We start from the raw sequence: 15,888 nt of genomic DNA, 5'->3' as shown, positions 1-15,888 counted from the left end.
CAAAGCCAACGATCCCGGACAGGTTGCCCTATGCTCGCCGCCGGGCCGTTATGTGCGTCAGTTCACCCTCTGCCGCGCCACGCGCCCGCGGCGTTCCAAAACGAAACGTTACGGACGGCCAAATGTTCCAAATCGGAACTTTTTATGTCGTTATCCGGGCCGGCCAAAGCTGCCTTATAGTCATGGTCTATTCCTATCATGTGGCGGAGCAGCGTATGAAAAAGTTAATCAACAGCGTTGAGACAGTGTTGCAGGAACAGCTTGACGGTTTGGTGGAAGCGCATCCCGAACTGAAATTGCATCGGGAACCGCTGTTTATCACCCGCGCCGACGCGCCGGTGGCGGGTATTGTGGCGTTGATGTCCGGCGGGGGCAGCGGCCATGAGCCGATGCACTGCGGCTATATCGGCGAGGGCATGCTGGCCGGCGCCTGCCCCGGCGAGATATTCACCTCGCCCACGCCGGACCAGATGTATGAATGCGGGCAGGCCATTGACGGTGGCCAGGGCGTCTTGATGCTGATTAAAAACTATACCGGCGATATCCTGAATTTCGAAACCGCGGCGGAGTTGCTGCATGGTAGCGGCACGGCGGTGGCGACCCTGGTGGTCGATGATGATGTTGCGGTCAAGGACAGCCTTTACACCACCGGCCGGCGCGGCGTGGCCAATACCGTTTTGCTGGAGAAACTGCTCGGCGCGGCGGCGGCGCGCGGCGATTCGCTTGATGAATGCGCGGCGCTCGGCGAGCGTCTCAACAACCAGGGGCATTCACTTGGCATCGCTTTGGGCGCCTGTACCGTGCCGGCCGCCGGCAAACCGTCGTTTGCGCTGGCCGACGATGAGATGGAGTTCGGCATCGGCATTCACGGCGAGCCGGGCATTGAGCGGCGTCCGTTTATCTCCCTTGACGACACGGTGGACACCATGTTTACCACCCTTATCGAACACGGCGGCTACCAGCGTACCCTCCGGCATTGGGATCGCCAGGCGGGGGATTGGCGCGAAACCCGCCAGACCAAGCAACCGCTGGTGAAAGGCGATCGGGTCATAGCGCTGGTCAATAACCTGGGTTCGACGCCGCTGTCGGAGCTGTATGGCGTTTGGCACCGGCTGGCGGAGCGCTGCGCGGCGTTCGGTCTGCGGGTGGAACGTAAATTAATCGGCTCATATTGCACCTCGCTTGATATGCAGGGCATTTCCATCACCCTGCTGAAGGTAGACGACGCGCTGCTGGAACTCTGGGATGCGCCGGTCAATACGCCGGCCCTGCGCTGGGGCTGTTAATTCATGGAGGCAAGAATGGTTATCACCAGACAACATATCGTCAGTTGGCTACAGCTGTGCGCCGCGGTATTTACCGAACAGCGGGATTTCCTGACGCAACTGGATTCGGATATCGGCGACGGCGATCACGGCCTGAATATGAATCGCGGTTTTAACAAGGTGCTGGAAAAACTGCCTTCGGTGGCGGACAAGGATATCGGTTTTATCCTCAAGAATACCGGCATGACGCTGCTGTCAAGCGTGGGCGGCGCCAGCGGCCCGTTGTTCGGCACCTTTTTCATCCGCGCCGCCCAAAGCACCAACGCCAAACAAAGCCTCGATTTGCCGGCGTTATGCCAGATGCTGAAGGAAGGGGTGGAAGGGGTGGTGATGCGCGGCAAGGCCGACCCCGGTGATAAAACCATGTGCGACGTCTGGGTGCCGGTGGTCGCACAGCTTGAGCAGGACAGCCGGGACAATCAGGCGCTGCCCGACGCCCTGCGCCAGGCCGTCGAACGGGCGCAGCGGGCGCTGGAATCCACCATCACCATGCAGGCGCGTAAAGGGCGGGCCAGCTATCTGGGCGAGCGCAGCATCGGCCACCAGGACCCCGGCGCCACCTCGGCGATGCTGATGATACAGGCGCTTTACCAGGTGGTTATCCTTTAAAAACAAACAGGCCCCGGTAGGGCAGGAGGAGAGATGGTTAATATCGTGATAGTGTCCCACAGCCTTCTGCTGGCGCAGGGCGTCGCACAGCTGGCTGAACAGATGATCCAGGGCGGCTGCCGGCTGGTGATAGCCGCCGGGGTGGATGACGACGATCATCCCATCGGCACCGATGCGGTGAAGGTCATGGAAGCCATTATAGCGGTGGACGATCCCTCCGGCGTGCTGGTGCTGATGGACCTCGGCAGCGCCCTGCTGAGCGCGGAAACCGCGCTAGAGCTGCTGGACCCCCAGATGGCGCGGCGGGTCACGCTGTGCGCCGCGCCGCTGGTGGAAGGCGCCCTGGCGGCGGCGGTGGCGGCGTCGGCGGGCGGCGACCTGGCGCAGGTTAAGGCGGAGGCGTTGGGCGCGCTGGCGGCGAAAACCCGCCAGCTTGGCGCGCAGGACCAGGACTGCGACCCGCAGCCGGGCAAGTCAGCGATGCCGGCCGATAGCCAAAGCGTCAGTTGGACGGTGCTTAACCCAAATGGGCTGCATGTCCGGCCGGCGGCGCTGCTGGCCGGGGTTTTGGCGCCGTTCAACACCGACCTGCGGCTGGAAAAAGGGGCGCGTGGCGTTGACCCGCGCAGCCTTAACCAGCTGGCGACGCTGCAAATCCGCCAGGGCGATACCCTGCGCCTGCTGGCCAGCGGACCGGAGGCGGGTCCGGCGCTGGAGGCGTTTATCGCGCTGGCGCGCCGGGGGTTCGGCGAACAGATCGACGTCCGCGCAGGCCTGACCCTGAGCGGTATCCCGGTTCCACCCGGCGGCATTCGCGCGCCGGTGCTGAAACTGCGTCCGGCCCGTTATCATGCCCGGCCCGAGACGATTTCCCGCCAACAGATAACCGGACAGCAGCAGCGCCTGCGCTCGGCGCTGGCGGCCACCCGTGGCGATCTGCGGCGGCTGGCGCACCGGGCCGGCGACGCCATGGGGCCGGATCAGGCGGCCATTTTCAGCGCTCACGCCATGCTTATCGAAGATGAGGAACTGCTGCGGGCGCTGGATCAACGCATTGCCCGGGAACTGTCCAGCGCCGAGGCGGCGGCCCAACAGGAGCTGACGGCGATGATTGATGAGTACCGGGCGATGGAGGATCCCTATCTGCGCGCCAGGGAACTGGATATCCGCGATATCCTCAACCGGGTGCTGGGTCATCTGGGCGCGGGGCCGGTGGCGCCGTTAAGCATGGGCGATGGCGAAGGCGTGCTGCTGGTGGCGGAAGAACTGATGCCTTCCGAGATGCTTGGCCTCGAGCGGCGAAAGGTGAAAGGCATTTGCCTGAGCGCGGGCAATATCTGGTCGCACAGCGCCATCCTGGCGCGGGCGCTGGGCATACCGATGGTGGTGGGCGTGAGCGGTTGTTTACAGGCCACCCGCACCGGCCAGACGGCGGCGCTGGACATGGCCGCCGGCACGCTCACCCTCGACAAGCCCGCCGCCGGCAAAAAGGCGGCGGCGGAGCAGGCGGCTACTCCGCTTCAGCGCCCGCTTTAAACCGCGCCATTTCCAGATGGTATTGCTTCACCTTGCGCCATAGGGTGGTGCGGCCGATGCCCAGCAGCGGCGCCATTTCGCTTAACTGCCCCCGGCACACCAGCGCCGCGCGGATAATCGCCTGGCGCTCCAGGTCGGGAAACGACAGCACCGGCTGCGAGGCGGGCGCCTCCGGTTCCACCAGTACCCGTTCCTGCAATAAATGCTCCGGCAGGTCGTTAAGGCCGATGAGATTGTTGCGACAGGTCATGGCGGCGCGCTCCACCACGTTTTTCAGTTCCTGATCGTTGCCCGGCCAGGGATACAGGCACAGCTGGCGCACCACATCCTCGCCAATCTGATAGCGGCAGTGGAAATGACGCCCCAGCGCCTGCAGGTTGTCCCGCACCAGCAGGGGAATATCCTGCGTGCGCAGGCGCAGCGGCGGGATATGCAGTTCAAAGGATTGCAGCGTGTAAAACAGCTGGCGGCGAAACCGGTTTTGCTTGACCAGTAGCGGCAGGTCGGCGCCGGTGGCGGCAATGACCCGCACATTAACCGGGATCACCCGGTTGGAATTCACCCGCATCAGCATGCCGGTTTTAATGATTTGCAGCAGGGCGGACTGCATTTCCGGCGACAGGTATTCCACCTGCTCCAGATACAGGCTGCCGCCGTTGGCCAGCTCGAATTTACTCGGCTGTCCGGCCTCGCCTTCGCTGGCATCGCTGCCCAGAAACTCGCGCGCCATCAGATCCTGCGGCAATGCCTGGCAGTTCAGGGCGATAAAGGGTCCCTGCGCGCGTTCACCGCCGTTATGGATCGCCTGTCCCAGGCGCTGCTTGCCTACCCCTTCCTCGCCGCGCAGCAGCATCGGGTGGCTGCCTTTGGCCGCCTGTTTGCCGTAGCGCACCAGCCGCCGCATTTCCAGCGAAGCCAACGGCATATCCGCGAAGGTATAGCTCACCCGGCCCAATTGGTTATGCACCAGTTGCTGCAAGAGTTCCTGTGGATGAAGCAGGGCGATAAAGCCGCAGCGGTCGCCGTCGGGGATGGCTTTGAGCGTCAGCAGCGCCGGAATAAACTGCTGACGGCTCTCAAAGGTGACCTGGACATGGCTCAGCGGGCTGCGGTTATGCATCGCCTGGATCACCAGCGCCGGCAGGGTAAGCAGGTCCAGCACCGGCTTGCCGAGGCTCTCGGTGACATCCAGGCGCAGCATGGCCGCCGCGCGCGCGTTGAGGTATTGCAAAAGACCGTGCTGATCCCAGGCCAGCACGCCGTCCTCCACGCCGTCGAGCAGCGCGTTGAGCGCGTTAAGATGGCGATTGGTCTCGGCCAGCAGGCTGTCGGCGTGCAGGTAATTGCCCACCTCGCGCGCCAGCACCAGCGTCAGCGACAGGTCGCTTGCGGCTTTATCCTCCACCAGACTGGCCAGCACGATAACCGCACGCTGGCGCCCGCCGTTGTCATACACCGGGGCGGCGCAAAAATGCCAGGGGTGCAGCGCCTGGCGGAAATGCTGTTCTCCCGCCAGTTGCACCGGGTAACCGCCGGCGATGGCCAGCGCCGGCGCGTTGGTACCGATCAGACCCTCGGTCCAGTAGCTGCCGGGGCCGATGCCAAGCGCTTCCAGCTGCGACCGGGTAAACGGGTGGCCGCATGCCCACAGGGTGCAGCCGCTTTCATCCAGGATCAGCAAGGCGCAGGGTCGGGACTCCATATACTCATACGCATCCTCCAGCGCCGCCTGCCCCAGCACCAGCAAATCGTCCTTTCGCCGGCAAATGGAATCAAAGGTCACGCCGGCGGCCCGGTGCGCCGGACGCCAGTCGGCGGGCTGCATCAGTTTGCGGCAGCGGCGCCAGGATTCGTCCAGGGCCGGGGTGGCGCAGGCCGGTTCCCGCTTGGGCGGGTCGTCGCGCGCAGGGAGGGGCAAGGCAGGTTTCAGCACCACGATATCGTCATCCCGGGTTAGCGGCATCAAGGGGGTATTACCCCAGAATCCCGGCGGAAATTCTGTTAAGCCTCGGGCAAATATCGCAGGCGGGGGTTATCGGCGACCGGATGCCGTGTTAACGGCCGTCGCCACGCTATGCTGGAACACCGGGTGGTCGGCCCTCAGGGAAGAAGAAAAGACGCGCCGCCCCGATCCGGGCGAACCGCGCCTAATGCGTCCTCAATCCCGCCGCCGTCATCATCAGCCGGAACAGCGTGGCCACTACGCCCAGCGCCAGCACGCTGGCCGACCAGAGCAGCGCGAGCCACAGCACGCGTCGCCATAAGGGCTGTTTTGCCGATGGTCGGACGGGGGTATGCGTCGCCGTCATGATCACTTCTCCTGTAACGCCGGTTAATGATATCCCTCGTCGGGATTGATTTTTCCCCGGAACACAAAGTAGCTCCAGAAGGTATAGACCAGGATAACCGGGAGAATCAGCAGCGCGCCCACCAGCATAAAACCCTGGCTTTGCGCGGGCGCCGAGGCGGCGCGGATATCAATGGCCGGCGGGATGATAAAGGGCCAGATGCTGATGCCCAGGCCGGTAAAACCCAGGAAGACCAACAGCAGCGTCAGCAGGAAAGGCGCATGGCCGGCCCGGCGGCTTATCGCCCGCAGCATCATGCCGCCGGCCAGCAGCACCAGTACCGGCACGGGTAGGAAATAAAACAGATTGGGCAGCGCAAACCAGCGGCTGGCGATGGCCGGGTACGCAAGCGGCGTCCACAGGCTTATCACCGCCATCACCGATAACAGCGCCAGCAGCAGCGGCGTGACCCGGCGATACATCGCCTGCTGCAATTCATGCTCGGTTTTCATGATAAGCCAGGTACAACCCAGAAGGGCGTAGGCGATGACCAGCCCCAGGCCGCAAAACAGGCTAAACGGCGTCAGCCAGTCAAAAGACGACCCGGCGAAGCTCCGGCCGACGACCGGGAATCCGTTGATAAAGGCGCCCACCACTATCCCCTGGCAAAAAGTGGCGACCAGCGAGCCGGCAATAAAACAACAGTCCCAGAACGGACGATGCGCGGGCGTGGCCTTAAACCGGAATTCAAACGCCACGCCGCGAAAGATCAGCGCGAACAGCATCAGGGTCAGCGGAATGGCCATGGCGTCGATAATCACCGCATAGGCCAGTGGGAACGCGCCGAACAGCGAGGCGCCGCCCAACACCAGCCAGGTTTCGTTGCCGTCCCAAACCGGGGCGACGGTATTGATCATCATATCGCGGTGCCGCCGGTCCCGGTGGATAAGGAACAGGATGCCGATGCCCAGATCAAACCCGTCCATCACGATATACATCAGGGTGGCGAAAACGATAATGGCAAACCAGATGACCGGCAGATCAATACCCATGGGTGTTCCCCTTGTTTTGCGTTGCCATCGGATCCTGAATCGCGGACAGCGGCCGGGCCGGGGTGTGCGCGAGTTCCGGACCGCCCCGCGGCGCATCATCGCCTTCGCCGGTCTGGGGACCCTGGCGCATCAGCCGCATCATATAGACGTAGCCCACGCCGAATACCGAGCAATAAATGGCGATAAAGGCCAGCAAGCTGATGCTCATATGCAGCGGGCCATGGGCGGAGACCGCATCCCGGGTACGTTGCAGGCCGTACACCACCCAGGGCTGGCGGCCGATTTCAGTGGTGAACCATCCCGCCAGTATGGCAACCAGCCCGGCCGGTCCCATCAGCAGGGTAAAACGCAGAAATCCCCGCGAGCGGTAGAGCCGCGCCCGCGCCCGCAGCCACAGGCTTATCGCTCCCTGCAGGATCATCAGCATGCCCAGGCCCGCCATCACCCGAAACGACCAGAAAATAATGGCGGCGTTGGGACGGTCTTGTTTGGCGAAGTTTTTTAACGCCGGCACCTGGCGCTTGAGGCTGTGCGTTAATATCAGGCTGCCCAGGTAGGGAATTTCCAGCGCGTAGCGGGTTTGTTCCCGCTCCATATCGGGCAGGCCTACCAGGATCAGCGGCGTGGCCCGCCCGGGCGTGTTCTCCCAGTGCCCTTCGATGGCGGCGATTTTCGCCGGCTGATATTCCAGCGTGTTCAGGCCGTGCATATCGCCGATGACCGCCTGGACAGGGGCGACGATCGCCAGCATCCACATCGCCATCGACAGCATGGCGCGAATGGCCGGGGTGTCGTTGCGGCGCAGCAAATGCCAGGCGGCAACGGAGGCCACCATCAGGGCGCTGGCCAGGAACGCCGCGGTGGACATATGCAGCAGCCGGTAAGGGAACGATGGATTGAAAATCACCTCCAGCCAGTTCACCGGCACCACCTGTCCGTCCTGGATTATGTAGCCGCGCGGGGTATGCATCCAGCTATTGGACGCCAGGATCCAGAAGGTGGACATCAGGGTGCCGAGCGCGACCATGCAGGTGGCGAAAAAATGCAGGCCGTTGCCCACCCGCCGCCAGCCGAACAGCATCACGCCGAGAAAACCGGCTTCCAGAAAAAAGGCGGTCAATACTTCATAGGTGAGCAGCGGCCCGGTAATGCTGCCGGCAAACTGGGAAAATCCGCTCCAGTTGGTGCCGAACTGATAGGCCATAACCAGCCCGGAAACCACGCCCATGCCGAAATTCACCGCAAAAATTTTTGACCAGAAGTGATAGAGATCGCGGTAAGTATTATTGCGGGTTTTCAGCCACAGCCCTTCCAGCACCGCCAGGTAACTGGCCAGTCCGATAGTGATGGCCGGAAAAATAATGTGAAAGGACACGGTAAAGGCAAACTGGATCCTGGCAAGCTGAAACGCGTCTAACCCAAACATGGCATCTCCCATCTTGACGGTTAATCCGCAATGCCGTCGCCACGCGCCGCGCCGGCATGCGGTACGGCAGCGATCATAGAATGCACCGGCGGAGCATAACAGCTACAGAAATGAAGATTTGAGCTATAACAGTTTTATGGCATGCTGTTCTGATTCCTCCCGCGGCAATCAGGCCGTGTGGCAACCAGGGCAGCCTGTGCCGGTATGCATAAATACGAAACGCTGGTTAATCAACTGCGCGAGCAGATTACGGCCGATATCTGGCAGGTGGGCGACAAGCTGCCCTCCTTGCGCGCGCAGGTTGTGAGTTCGGGCATGAGCCTGATGACGGTGATGCACGCTTACCAACTGCTGGAGAGCCAGGGCTGGATCGTCTCGCGTCCCCAGTCCGGTTATTATGTGGCGCCCAAGGCGGAATTTTTATCCACGCCGATAACCCATCAGCAGGTCTTGCCGGCCGAACAGGTGGATATCAACGCCTTTATCTTTGAGGTACTGCAAGCCAGCCGCGACCAGTCGATCATCCCCTTCGGTTCGGCATTTCCCGATCCGGGGCTGTTTCCGCAACGTCAGCTGACCCGATCGCTAAGCGCCGTGGCCCGCTCCATGACCGCGCATAGCGCGGTGGACCACCTGCCGCCGGGCAATGAGGCGTTGCGAAAAATCATTGCCCGGCGCTATGCCCTCCAGGGAATGCGCGTCCCGCCGGAAGAAATAGTGATCACCGCCGGCGCCATGGAATCATTGAATTTAAGCCTGCAGGCGGTGACTGAACCGGGGGACTGGGTGATCGTGGAAAACCCCGCTTTTTACGGCGCGCTACAGGCGCTGGAGCGATTGCGGCTTAAAGCGCTGGCCATTGCCACCCACCCGCGGTTCGGCATCGATCTCGCGGCGTTGGAAAACGCGTTGGCCAGCTATCCGGTCAAGGCCTGCTGGATGATGACCACGAGCCACAATCCGCTGGGATGTACCCTGACCAACGCTAAAAAGCAGCAGCTTGTCGCTCTGCTGCAGCGTTATCGGGTGCATCTGATTGAGGACGATGTCTACGGCGAGCTGTATTTTGGCGCCGAGAAGCCCCTGCCGGCCAAGGCCTTCGACGCCACGGGCATGATCATGCACTGTTCGTCCTTTTCCAAAAGCCTGGTGGCGGGTTTCCGCGTAGGCTGGGTGGCGGCGGGGGAAATGGCCGACAAAATCCAGCGCCTGCAGCTGATGAGCACCCTGTCAACCAGCGCGCCGATGCAGCTGGCGTTGGCCGATTATCTCGCCACCCACGGTTATGACCGCCATTTACGCCGTCTGCGCCGTCTGCTGGAACAGCGCAAAAACAGCGCCTGGCAATCGTTGCATGCCCATTTGCCCGGCGTGGTGCGGATTAACTATTCCCACGGCGGCTACTTCCTGTGGATCGCGCTGCCGCCGCAGGTTAACGCCACCGATGTTTATCACCGGGCGCTGCAACACCACATCAGCATCGCGCCGGGCAAGATGTTTTCCGCCAGCGCCCAGTACAATAACTACTTCCGCTTCAACACTTCATATGAATGGAATGGGCGCCTTGAGGACGCGGTAATCACCTTATCCGATATCGTTAAACAGATGCTGTGAGGGTTGCCGCGCCCGGGCTACGGCGGCGCGCGGCAAATGAGCGCTAGAAATCCTGACCGTACAGGCCGCCGAGGCGTTGATATTCATGCATTTCGGTGCGCTCGAAGGTGAGCGGCGTCACCGAGATATAGCCTTCGTCATTGAGCTTCAGCTCACTGTTGTCCGGACGATCCAGGCCGCCGTGCTGCACCCGTATCCAGAAATAGTCCTCGCCATGCGGATCCTTGGCGGGGATGACCATCATGCCGTCCACATTGCCCATGCCCTGCTTGGTGACGCGGATGCCTTTCACCCGGTCGGCGGGCATATCCGGGAAATTGACATTCAGGCACACCTGCCGGTCCCATGTCGCCTGCAATAGATGCCGCAGGGTCGGCACCAGATAACCCGTGGCGCTGTCCCAGTTTACCGGCTGGTCCGGATCGCGGTTCTGGCTTAAGGCAATGGAGGGAATGCCCGACAGCATGCCGGTCATCGCCGCGCCCACCGTGCCGGAGAGCAGGGTTTCAAATCCCAGGTTGGAACCGTTGTTCACACCCGAGAGCACCAGGTCGGGCGGCGAGCCGAGCATCGCCTGATGCACGGCGTAGGCCACGCAGTCGGCGGGAGTGCCGTAAACGGCAAAGCGCCGCGGGCCTTTGTTGATCACCCGTACCGGCTCACGCATGCTCAGTGAGTTGGCCACGCCGCTTTTGTCCTGGGCGGGGGCGACAATCCATACTTCTTCAGCGATTTCCTGGGCGGCCTTGGCCAGCAGTTCCAGGCCGGGCGCGTCGATGCCGTCATCATTGGTCAATAAAACGCGATGCACTTTTTTCATCACAGGGTCTACTCCATGGGTCATGTCAAAAATGAATGCCTGCTTGTTTTTGTTGCGGACGATGCCTGACATCATAGGACAAAACCGCGCTGGCAGGGGAGAAAAACTGTACAGGCGCGCGGATGACGGGACAAAAACCAGCCTTGCGGCGGATCCGGGGTTAGCGCGGGAAATCCGTCGCCAGCGAAGCGTCCTTCCATGCCGCCAGATCCAGTTTCACCTCGCCGAGTTTTTGATACGCCAGATCCCAGGAAATATTGCCGGGGAACAGATGCAGCGGCGGATTTTCGGCCGCGGCGACGCGCACAATCAGTTCGGCCAGCTTGTCGGGATCGCCGGCCTGGTTGCCCGCCAGCGTGCCCAAATGCAGATCCAGCGAGGCCTGGGCGGCGGTGTAGTCGTCAATAGCGTGTTGCGCCACCGCCAAAGAGCCGTCCGCAAGAAAATCGGTGCGTACCGGCCCGGGGTAGATCACGGTGGCCTTGATGCCCAATTCCCGCGTTTCGGCCGCCAGCGATTCCGTCAGCCCCGCCAGGGCGAACTTGGTGGCGACATAACTGCCCCAGCCCGCATAGCCGCCCTGGAAGCCGACGATGGACGCGATATTGATAATATGACCTGAGCGCTGGCGGCGCAGCTGCGGCAACATCTTGCGCAGCACATTCAGCGGCGCGAACACATTAACGTCGAAATTACGGCGTAGTTCGGCGTCGGTCAGGGCTTCTACCGTGCCCTGCAGGCCATAACCGGCATTGTTGACCACAACATCGACAGCGCCGAAGGCTTTAACGGTTTGCCCGACCGCCGCGCCGACGTTGTCCTCGTCGGTGAGATCGGCTTCCAGCGGCAGGAACCGCAGGAACTGATCGGCGGTGGGCGCCACGGCGCGCTCAAGCTGCGCGCGATTTCGCGAGGTGGCGGCCACGTTCTGGCCCAGCGCCAGCAGCAGGCGGGTCAGGGTCAAACCGAGGCCCCTGGAGGCGCCGGTAATAAACCAGGTTTTGGATGGCATATTGCTCATAGCAGGTTTTCCTCAGGGTATCAAAACGGGCGGTCGGTCTGACGAGCGATCTGTTTCTGGCGTCGACGCCGCCCGGGGGGGATGACTCAGGCTTATGGTACGGGTTTAACCGCCGCGAGCGAATATCCAGTCCTTTTGATTTATTGCCTATTCCTGTTTATTTATGCCTGCGTCAGAAGTTATAGGACAGGCTGACCGAGTAATTACGCGGTTCTCCGTACACCGCATAGTCGCTCAGCCAGGAGTAGTAGGTGCGATCGAAAAGATTATCGACGTTGGCCTGTACCGCCAGTTGCCTGGTCACCTGATAGCGGGCAAACAGGTTAACCAGCGGCATGCTGCCCTGGTAAATCCGCGTCGTTTCCCCATCCGGTCCGGTCGCGTCCTGGAAGGTTCTGTTTTGCCAGTTGGCGCCGCCGCCCAGGGTCAGTGCCGGCATCGTCGGCAGCTGGTAGCGGCTGAAAAGCTTGAACGAGGTTTGCGGCATATTGCTGTTGAAACGGCCGGTTGAATCCGTCGCCACATAGCGTGTGGCGCCGAAGGTCATCTGCAGGTTATCCGTGACCGCGCCGTTGAGCTCGAATTCCGCCCCTCTGCTCACCGCGCCTTTCGTGGCGTAATACGCCTGTTCGCTGCCGTTGTTGACGAAGTTGTCGCCGTCGGGCTGCCCCACGTTTTCCTGCTCGATACGGAACACGGCGACCGTCGCCGTCAGGCGGCCATTCATCCAGTCCGATTTCAGGCCGGTTTCATAGTTTTTACCGGTAACCGGCGCGAGGTAGCTTCCATCGCGATCGCGGTTGGTCTGCGGCTGGAAGATGGAGGTATAGCTGGCATAGGCCGACCAGGTATCGTTAATGTCGTAAACCAGGCCGCTGTAGGGCGTGAGGTTGCTTTTGCGCATGTCGCCGCTGCTGCCCTGCGTGTCCCATTGGGTGTAGCGCGCGCCGATAATGAGCGACAGCGGATCGGCAAGCGAAAAGCGCGCGGCGGTATAGGCGGACTTCTGCCGCACGACGTCGTCGGCATTCTGGTACCAGTCGCCCCATTGCGGCTCGGCCACATCGCCGTTCCAGCGGTTGATGCTGCCCATCTGGCCGCTGTCCAGGGCGCCGTCCGCGCTGTAGGTGTCGTTATGCTGACGGCTGTAGCTGACACCCGCCACCAGCTCATGCCGCCGGCCGAAAAGCGCAAAGGGGCCGCTGGCGTAGGTATCCACCGAGTCCAGCTTACGTGTCCCCCGGTCCTTGCTGCCGAAGCCGGAAACACCCTCACCGGTGGTTGCGTCAGGAAAATCCATGATATAGAGCAGCGTATCGTCGAAAGTCTCTTGCGCGTGCGTGCCGTTCAGGCGCCAGGTCCAGCCGCTATCGAAGTTATGCGTGGCGTTGGCGAAGACTTTACGCGAATCAAGGCTATAGCGGGTCCAGTCCGCCGATGGATTGGTGCCGCGATCAAAGTGCGTACGCGCGCCGTTGCTGTACCAGGTCGGCAATCCGCCCCAGGTTGGATTGCCGGTATTGCTTTGCTGGTAGTCGTAACCCAGCGACAGCGTGGTGTTGTCGCTCACATCCGCGTCCACCACCCCATACAGGAATTTTTTGCTTTTATGATAGCGATCCAGCCAGCTGTCCTGATCCTGATAGCCCGAGATGATCCGCCCGCGAACGTTGCCTGATTCGCTCAGCGGACCGGACAGATCCATGACATAACGCTGTTTGTTCCAACTGCCGTAGCTGGCCGATACGTTGCCGGTAAATTCCTTATCGCCGGCGTGCTTGCGCACCATGTTTACCGAGGCGGCGGGATTGCCGGCGCCGGTCATCAGGCCGGTGGCGCCGCGCACCACTTCAATGCGGTCATAAATGGCGGTGTCTTCGCCGGCATCGCCAAAGTTCCAGGTATCGCTGACCGAGGTGGGAATATCATCGAAGGTGTAGTTATTAATGAAAAAGCCCCGGGAAAAGTACGCGGAGCGTTCGCTGTCGATGATTTCAGTTGAAATACCGGTGGTGTTGTCCAGCACGTCGCCCACCGATTGCAGATCCTGATCGCGCATGCGCTGTTGGCTGATGACGCTGACCGATTGCGGCACATCGCGCGGCGTCAACAGCATTTTGGTGCCGGCGCGCGTGGTTTTGACGCTGTAATCCCGCGACTCATCGGCCGGTCCGTTCGCCGTGGCGTCCACCACCATCACCTCCGGCGAGGGTGCGGCCGGGGTAACGCCGCCGCTTTCGGCCGCCCGCGCCAGGGCGGGATGCACCAGGACATGAATCGCCAGGGCCAGCAGCGAAAAGGTAAAGGCCTGTTTGATGCCCGGGACGCGGATGCCGGCGCCGGTTTCCCTGCTAACGAAAAACATACGGATTTCCCATAAGGAAGGTTGATAGCCAAAGCGGCACGGCGGCGCGCGCAACCAGTAAGCAGAGTCATCATTGATAATGCTAATGATAATGATTTGCGTTATAAAAATACCGTCTATCATCATTTATAATATGTAACAAACTGTTATTGCTGGGGATCCCTGACTGCCGCCTCGGCCTGGGGCACGCCGCGTGCTGACATCGCGCATTTACTTCCTTTTTAGTAATACGTATGATTCTCATTCTTTTTATCAATTCCGTGACTGGCTGCGGCCTGGCGGGAGTTGCTCTTCCCTTGATGGAGTTCAGCATGAAATCTTTGTTCAGCCCGCGTAAAGCCGCGGTTGCACTGGCGGTGGCGGCATCGTTGAGCCTGACGGCGTGTCAGGCGCCGGCCAAGAAAGTGGACGCGCCGGTTGCGGCATCCGTCGCGCCGCAGCCGGTTGATTCCCGGGTTTCCCAGCGTGTTTTAGCGGATGGACTGTATGAGATGGCCTATGCGCCTGAGGCGAAAGCGCTGTATGTCGCCAGCGCGCAGTCATTTAAAGACGTTAACGGCGGGGTAATCTACCGGCTCGATCCCGTTACGCTTGCCACTAAAGGCGAAACGCACACCGATCTGAAAAACTTCGCCATGGCGATGGACCCCGACGGCCGGGTGTTTTACACCACCAATACCCTGGACAGCGGCATCGCGAAAGTGGACGCGCAAAGCGGCAAGGTGCTGCAGCGCGTGATGTTCAGCGACAAAGGCAAGGACGGCGACCCTATGCCCGCCCGTGAAATATTCTGGCATCAGGGCTTGCTTTACGTCGGCGGCGTGGGCGATCCCGGCGTCATCTGGGTGGTGGATGCGCAGACCATGAAGCTGAAAACGCGCATCACCAACGCCGGAAAATGGGTGACCGGTATCATTTATTCACCGGTAACCGACCGCCTCTACGCGGCAAACGGCGGCGGCGAAATTCTGGTGATCAATCCGCGCACGCATAAAATCGAAAAGCGCCTGACCGCGGGCGATGGTAAAGAGTACCTGTTCCTGAATCTGGCGGAAGATCCGGCGACGGGGCGCCTGTTGGTTACCGACGACTCCAAGGCAAAAACCACCCTGGTGTTTGACGAGCGCAGCGGCAAGGTGATCAAACGTATCGAGGGCGATGCGCTGGGCATCAAATTCAACGCCAAACGCAACGAAATTTACCTCAGCCAGCGCGCGGCGAAAAAAGTGCTGCAGCTGGACGCCACCACCTATGCGGTGAAAAACAGCTGGTCGTTCGACAGCCATCCCAACAGCCTGCTGCTGTCGCCGGACGGCCAAACGCTGTATGTCACCATAAAGCAGGACTTCAACAAAGACAGTTCCACCAAGGGCCCGGACAGCATCGCGCGCATCGCGTTGCAATAATCGGCCTGAAGACCGATGACCGACCCTGGCCCGAGGCGGCACCTCGCTTCGGGCCTGCGACGCGACGTGTCCTTATAGAAAAGCGGCAAGCGAATTAATAGCTAAGGAATATTGTAATATCTTTTTATCCTCCCTCTTCCAGCCCGTTAATGCTGTTGCAAGATGTTTTTAGCTAACGGCTTGTTTTAATAATATTAAAACGGTAAACACACTATCAATCGTGTTCGAAACAGCTTGCCATTAAATTCGGCATTTTATTTCAATGTGTGACAGACATTAAAATTTCACATTTTGATAACCAAAAAATGTGACGAACTTCATTCAATTGACCCATGGTGTATTTTATAAAACACCGTTCCAGATATATTGATTTTTATCTCTTCTAGCGTTTACACATTTAATTTTAGCGCCCACCGGCGAGCTGCC

The 15,888-nt window shown here is 60.7% G+C and carries 12 protein-coding genes; 5 read left to right on the top strand and 7 right to left on the bottom strand.

Annotation, left to right across the window (positions count from 1 at the left end; all coding sequences use genetic code 11):
• The first annotated feature begins 215 nt into the window (after nt 1-215).
• The 3 genes from dhaK to dhaM are packed head-to-tail and all read left to right on the top strand — an operon-like array spanning nt 216 to nt 3,470.
• The gene (gene dhaK / locus VGC33_RS17645) at nt 216-1,286 is read left to right on the top strand and encodes a dihydroxyacetone kinase subunit DhaK (protein WP_331122074.1); all 1,071 of its coding nucleotides are present in this window, start codon (nt 216-218) and stop codon (nt 1,284-1,286) included.
• Nucleotides 1,287-1,301: 15 nt separating this feature from the next.
• Nucleotides 1,302-1,934 (top strand): dihydroxyacetone kinase subunit DhaL, encoded by a 633-nt coding sequence (gene dhaL, locus VGC33_RS17640; protein ID WP_331122073.1) that lies wholly within the window; start codon nt 1,302-1,304, stop codon nt 1,932-1,934.
• 33 nt (nt 1,935-1,967) lie between these two features.
• Nucleotides 1,968-3,470 carry a dihydroxyacetone kinase phosphoryl donor subunit DhaM gene (gene dhaM / locus VGC33_RS17635; protein ID WP_331122072.1) on the top strand — a complete coding sequence of 501 codons (1,503 nt, stop codon included), beginning with the start codon at nt 1,968-1,970 and terminating at the stop codon, nt 3,468-3,470.
• Here dhaM and dhaR read toward each other — a convergent pair.
• The 4 genes from dhaR to VGC33_RS17615 all read right to left on the bottom strand — a co-directional run bounded on the left by dhaR (nt 3,445) and on the right by VGC33_RS17615 (nt 8,236).
• Nucleotides 3,445-5,295: a dihydroxyacetone kinase operon transcriptional regulator DhaR gene (dhaR, locus tag VGC33_RS17630; protein WP_331122094.1), complete on the bottom strand. Its 1,851-nt coding sequence runs from the start codon at nt 5,293-5,295 to the stop codon at nt 3,445-3,447. The genes dhaM and dhaR overlap by 26 nt on opposite strands.
• Nucleotides 5,296-5,617: 322 nt before the next feature.
• A complete protein-coding gene (locus VGC33_RS17625; protein WP_331122071.1) occupies nt 5,618-5,779 on the bottom strand; it encodes a DUF2474 domain-containing protein in 162 nt (53 codons plus the stop codon).
• Nucleotides 5,780-5,802: 23 nt separating this feature from the next.
• Nucleotides 5,803-6,810, bottom strand: a complete 1,008-nt coding sequence (gene cydB / locus VGC33_RS17620; protein ID WP_331122070.1) for a cytochrome d ubiquinol oxidase subunit II — start codon at nt 6,808-6,810, stop codon at nt 5,803-5,805.
• The gene (locus VGC33_RS17615) at nt 6,800-8,236 is read right to left on the bottom strand and encodes a cytochrome ubiquinol oxidase subunit I (RefSeq protein ID WP_331122069.1); all 1,437 of its coding nucleotides are present in this window, start codon (nt 8,234-8,236) and stop codon (nt 6,800-6,802) included. The genes cydB and VGC33_RS17615 overlap by 11 nt, the downstream gene beginning before the upstream one ends.
• A 204-nt stretch (nt 8,237-8,440) precedes the next feature.
• Here VGC33_RS17615 and VGC33_RS17610 point away from each other — a divergent pair, with 204 nt between their 5' ends.
• The gene (locus VGC33_RS17610; protein ID WP_331122068.1) at nt 8,441-9,850 is read left to right on the top strand and encodes an aminotransferase-like domain-containing protein; all 1,410 of its coding nucleotides are present in this window, start codon (nt 8,441-8,443) and stop codon (nt 9,848-9,850) included.
• A 43-nt stretch (nt 9,851-9,893) separates the two neighbouring features.
• Here VGC33_RS17610 and surE read toward each other — a convergent pair whose 3' ends face one another.
• The 3 genes from surE to fhuE all read right to left on the bottom strand — a co-directional run bounded on the left by surE (nt 9,894) and on the right by fhuE (nt 14,056).
• Nucleotides 9,894-10,670, bottom strand: a complete 777-nt coding sequence (gene surE / locus VGC33_RS17605) for a 5'/3'-nucleotidase SurE (protein WP_331122067.1) — start codon at nt 10,668-10,670, stop codon at nt 9,894-9,896.
• 160 nt (nt 10,671-10,830) lie between these two features.
• Complete coding sequence (locus tag VGC33_RS17600) at nt 10,831-11,691, bottom strand: SDR family NAD(P)-dependent oxidoreductase (RefSeq protein WP_331122066.1); 861 nt, start codon at nt 11,689-11,691, stop codon at nt 10,831-10,833.
• Between the two features lie 172 nt (nt 11,692-11,863).
• Nucleotides 11,864-14,056, bottom strand: coding sequence for a ferric-rhodotorulic acid/ferric-coprogen receptor FhuE (fhuE, locus tag VGC33_RS17595; protein ID WP_331122065.1), 2,193 nt, complete (start codon nt 14,054-14,056; stop codon nt 11,864-11,866).
• 311 nt (nt 14,057-14,367) lie between these two features.
• Between fhuE and VGC33_RS17590 the strand changes: the two genes are divergently transcribed.
• Nucleotides 14,368-15,462 (top strand): YncE family protein, encoded by a 1,095-nt coding sequence (locus VGC33_RS17590; RefSeq protein ID WP_331122064.1) that lies wholly within the window; start codon nt 14,368-14,370, stop codon nt 15,460-15,462.
• Nucleotides 15,463-15,888: the final 426 nt, after the last annotated feature.

The organism is Acerihabitans sp., assembly GCF_036398755.1.
In the GTDB taxonomy this organism is placed as follows: Bacteria; Pseudomonadota; Gammaproteobacteria; order Enterobacterales; family Enterobacteriaceae; genus Acerihabitans.
The sequence above is the reverse complement of the archived record's forward strand: the minus strand, read 5'-3'. Positions and strand labels throughout refer to the sequence as shown.